The sequence below is a fragment of the Micrococcus sp. LASM2_SD2 genome, from assembly GCF_057364565.1.
Genome location: NZ_JBNFOB010000238.1, coordinates 1 through 3,437, shown reverse-complemented (window position 1 = coordinate 3,437; position 3,437 = coordinate 1). Strand labels below are relative to the sequence as shown.

The following is a 3,437-nucleotide window of genomic DNA, read 5'->3' as shown; positions in this document are numbered from 1 at the left end:
CGCGCCGTGCCGGGGGCCGCGCCGGCCCCGCACGCGGAGCGCGCCGCCCGGACGGATGGGCGGACCCTCTGATGCAGTGGCTGCTGGACCTGTTCGACTGGTACATCCCGGTCGCCGGCGGCGGCCTGCTCGTCCGCGAGGTCGTCGGCAACGTCTTCGGCCTCGCCTCCGCACTGGGAGGTATGCGCCGCAAGGTGTGGGCCTGGCCGGCCGGCATCGTCGGGAACGTCATCCTGCTCACCGTCTTCCTGTCCTCCTTGTTCGGCGGGGCGGACCACGCCACGCTGCTGGGCCAGGCAGGGCGGCAGATCATGTTCATCGCGGTCTCCGTCTACGGCTGGGTGCGCTGGCGCCGGGCCCGCGAGGACGCCGGGGGAGAGGACGGCACCGCGATCACCCCCGAGTGGGCGGGCTGGGGAGGACGGACCTTCCTGGTCCTCGGCATGGTGGTGGGCACCGTGGTGCTCACCCCGGTGTTCCGTGCGCTCGGCTCCTGGGAGCCGGTGTGGGCCGACGCCTGGACCTTCGTCGGTTCGCTGCTGGCGACCTACGGCATGGCGAAGGGCTGGGTGGAGTTCTGGCTCATCTGGGTGGCGGTGGACGTCGTCGGTGTGCCGCTGCTGTGGTCCTCCGGCTACTACGCCTCCGCGTTCATGTACCTGTTCTACGGCATCTTCACGCTCGTCGGGTTCTTCGTCTGGGTGCGGGCCAAGGCCACGGAGAAGCCGCAGGTGGAGACCCTCCTGCCGGACGGCCCGGACGAGGACCGTTCCGCCCGCTGACCGGCGGGACCTGTCACGTCACCAGGGCGTCACATTGGGACCGGGCACCGCACCCGCGGTGCCCGGTCTCGCTACGCTGACCCCCGTGAAGACCTTCGACTCCCTCTTCGACGAACTGACCCGCAAGGCGCAGGAGCGCCCCGCCGGCTCCGGGACCGTGGCCGAGCTGGACGCCGGCGTCCATCAGATCGGCAAGAAGGTCGTGGAGGAGGCCGCCGAGGTCTGGATGGCCTGTGAGCACGAGTCCGACGAGGCCGCCGCCGAGGAGATCTCCCAGCTGCTCTACCACCTGCAGGTCATGATGATCGCCAAAGGCCTCACCCTCGAGGACGTCTACCGCCACCTCTGAGGCCACGCCACCGCTGAGGCCCTGCCCCCTGAGTCCAGGAAGGACATCACAGACATGCTCCGCATCGCCGTCCCGAACAAGGGCGCCCTGTCCGAACTGGCCACCGAGATCCTCACCGAGGCCGGCTACCGCCAGCGCCGCAGCTCTCGCGAGCTCGTCCTCGTGGACCCGGAGAACCAGGTGGAGTTCTTCTACCTGCGTCCCCGTGACATCGCCGTCTACGTGGGCCAGGGCAGCCTGGACGTGGGCCTCACCGGCCGCGACCTCTTCGCCGACGCCCGCGTGAAGGACACCGCCGAGGAGATCATGGCCCTCGGCTTCGGCGCCTCCACCTTCCGCCTGGCCGCACCGGTCGGCACGTTCACGGCCACGGAGCAGCTGGCCGGCCGGCGCATCGCCACCAGCTACGACGGCCTGCTCGCCGCCTACCTGGAGAAGATCGGCCTGGACGCCGAGATCGTGCACCTGGACGGGGCCGTGGAGTCCGCCGTCTCGCTCGGCGTGGCCGACGCGATCGCGGACGTGGTGGAGACCGGCAACACCCTCCGCGCCGCCGGCATGGAGGTCTTCGGGGACCCGATCCTCTCCTCCGAGGCCATCATGATCGGCCAGACCGGCAAGCACCCCGAGGGCCTGGACGTGCTGCTGCGCCGCCTGCAGGGCGTGCTCGTGGCCCGCCGCTGGCTGATGATCGACTACGACGTGGACAAGTCCCTGCTCGAGCGCGCCACCGCCGTCACCCCCGGCCTGGAGTCCCCGACCATCTCCCCGCTGCAGGAGGAGTCCATGGTCGCGGTGCGCTCCATGGTCCGCCAGGAGGACGTGCATCGGGTCATGGACGAGCTCTACGGGCTCGGGGCCCGCGCCATCCTCGTCTCGGAGATCCACGCGATCCGCCTCTGAGCGCCCGCGCCGCCGAGCACCACACCCGCCGAACGAACAGGAGCCCACCATGGCCGTCGCCGTCCGAGTCATCCCCTGCCTGGACGTGGACGCCGGGCGCGTGGTCAAGGGCGTGAACTTCGCCGACCTCCGCGACGCCGGAGACCCGGTGGAGCTGGCCCGCCGCTACAACGCGGCGGGCGCGGACGAGCTCACGTTCTTGGACGTCACGGCCTCCACCGCGGACCGGGAGACCACCTATGACGTGGTCACGCGCACCGCCGAGGAGGTCTTCATCCCGCTCACCGTGGGCGGGGGAGTCCGCACGGCGGAGGACGTGGACCGGCTGCTGCGCGTCGGCGCGGACAAGGCCTCCGTCAACACGGCGGCGGTCGCCCGGCCGGAGGTCATCACGGAGATCACCCGGCGCTTCGGCTCCCAGGTGCTGGTGCTCTCCCTCGACGCCCGCCGCACCACGGACCCCGGCTGCCCGTCCGGCTACGAGGTCACCACGCACGGCGGCCGCACCGGCACCGGACTGGACGCCGTCGCCTGGTGCCGTGAGGCATCCGAGCGCGGCGTGGGGGAGATCCTGCTGAACTCCATCGACGCCGACGGCACCCGGGACGGCTTCGACCTGGAGATGATCCGCGACGTGCGCGCCGTGACGAACGTGCCGCTCATCGCCTCCGGCGGCGCGGGGCGACCGGAGCACTTCCCGCCGGCCGTCGCCGCCGGCGCCGACGCGGTCCTGGCCGCCTCGATCTTCCACTTCGGGCCGGACCACATGCTGTCCTCCGTCAAGGACGCCCTCCGCACGGCCGGCCACGTCGTGCGCTGAGCCGAACGGGGACGACGGCCACCCGCCCGGGCATTCCGGGCCGCCGCCCGCACGGTGCCGGCCGAGGCTGACTGCGTGCGCCGCAGGGTCTGCTCCGTGCGGCCCACTGCGGCCCACTCCGGGTGCCGCCGGTCCCGTTCAGGCATCGACGACGTCCTCGAGCACCAGGGCGGCGGTCCGCCTCCCGAAGGCATGCATGACGAGCTCGCCGGCGGGACCGGTGACGTGGAGGGTGCGGCCGTCGTCGCCGGGGGCCTTCACCATCACCGGCGAGTTGTCCACCCGGGACGCGGGACGGGCGCGACGCTCCAGCTCCACACCGGTCGACTCCGACCGGTAGAGCAGCTTCGCGCGGCCCTTCAGGTGCCGGTAGAGGGTGTCCGCGTAGTCGTCGGCGAGGATGCGGGGTGCCCAGCGGTCCTGGGCACGGCGGACGTCCTCGGTGTGCACGTAGAACTCGAGCAGCTGCACCTGGTCCGCCACGGTCGATCCCACGGAGGTGCGGCGCAGCCGTGCCGCGGCCGAGCGCACGAGCCCGGCCACCCGTCCGCGGCCCCGGCGGGCGGCCGGAGTCCTGCCCACG

At 72.3% G+C, this 3,437-nt stretch carries 4 protein-coding genes and 1 pseudogene; 4 read left to right on the top strand and 1 reads right to left on the bottom strand.

Annotation, left to right across the window (positions count from 1 at the left end):
- The first annotated feature begins 71 nt into the window (after positions 1-71).
- From pnuC to hisF, 4 genes are all read left to right on the top strand, one after another.
- Positions 72-782, top strand: a complete 711-nt coding sequence (pnuC, locus tag AC2W7A_RS10630; protein WP_485991326.1) for a nicotinamide riboside transporter PnuC — start codon at positions 72-74, stop codon at positions 780-782.
- Between the two features lie 85 nt (positions 783-867).
- Positions 868-1,131, top strand: a complete 264-nt coding sequence (locus AC2W7A_RS10625; RefSeq protein WP_485991325.1) for a phosphoribosyl-ATP diphosphatase — start codon at positions 868-870, stop codon at positions 1,129-1,131.
- A 54-nt stretch (positions 1,132-1,185) separates the two neighbouring features.
- Positions 1,186-2,034: an ATP phosphoribosyltransferase gene (gene hisG / locus AC2W7A_RS10620; RefSeq protein WP_485991324.1), complete on the top strand. Its 849-nt coding sequence runs from the start codon at positions 1,186-1,188 to the stop codon at positions 2,032-2,034.
- Between the two features lie 49 nt (positions 2,035-2,083).
- Entirely contained in the window at positions 2,084-2,854 is a 771-nt protein-coding gene (hisF, locus tag AC2W7A_RS10615) for an imidazole glycerol phosphate synthase subunit HisF (protein ID WP_485991323.1), read from the top strand.
- Positions 2,855-2,992: 138 nt separating this feature from the next.
- Here hisF and AC2W7A_RS10610 read toward each other — a convergent pair.
- Positions 2,993-3,437 (bottom strand): annotated as a pseudogene (locus AC2W7A_RS10610) (hypothetical protein); the annotation flags it as partial.

Bases quoted from the DNA above. Each gene is read 5' to 3' on its own strand.
- hisF (WP_485991323.1), top strand. From the start codon at position 2,084: ATGGCCGTCGCCGTCCGAGTCATCCCCTGCCTGGACGTGGACGCCGGG.
- hisG (WP_485991324.1), top strand. From the start codon at position 1,186: ATGCTCCGCATCGCCGTCCCGAACAAGGGCGCCCTGTCCGAACTGGCC.
- pnuC (WP_485991326.1), top strand. From the start codon at position 72: ATGCAGTGGCTGCTGGACCTGTTCGACTGGTACATCCCGGTCGCCGGC.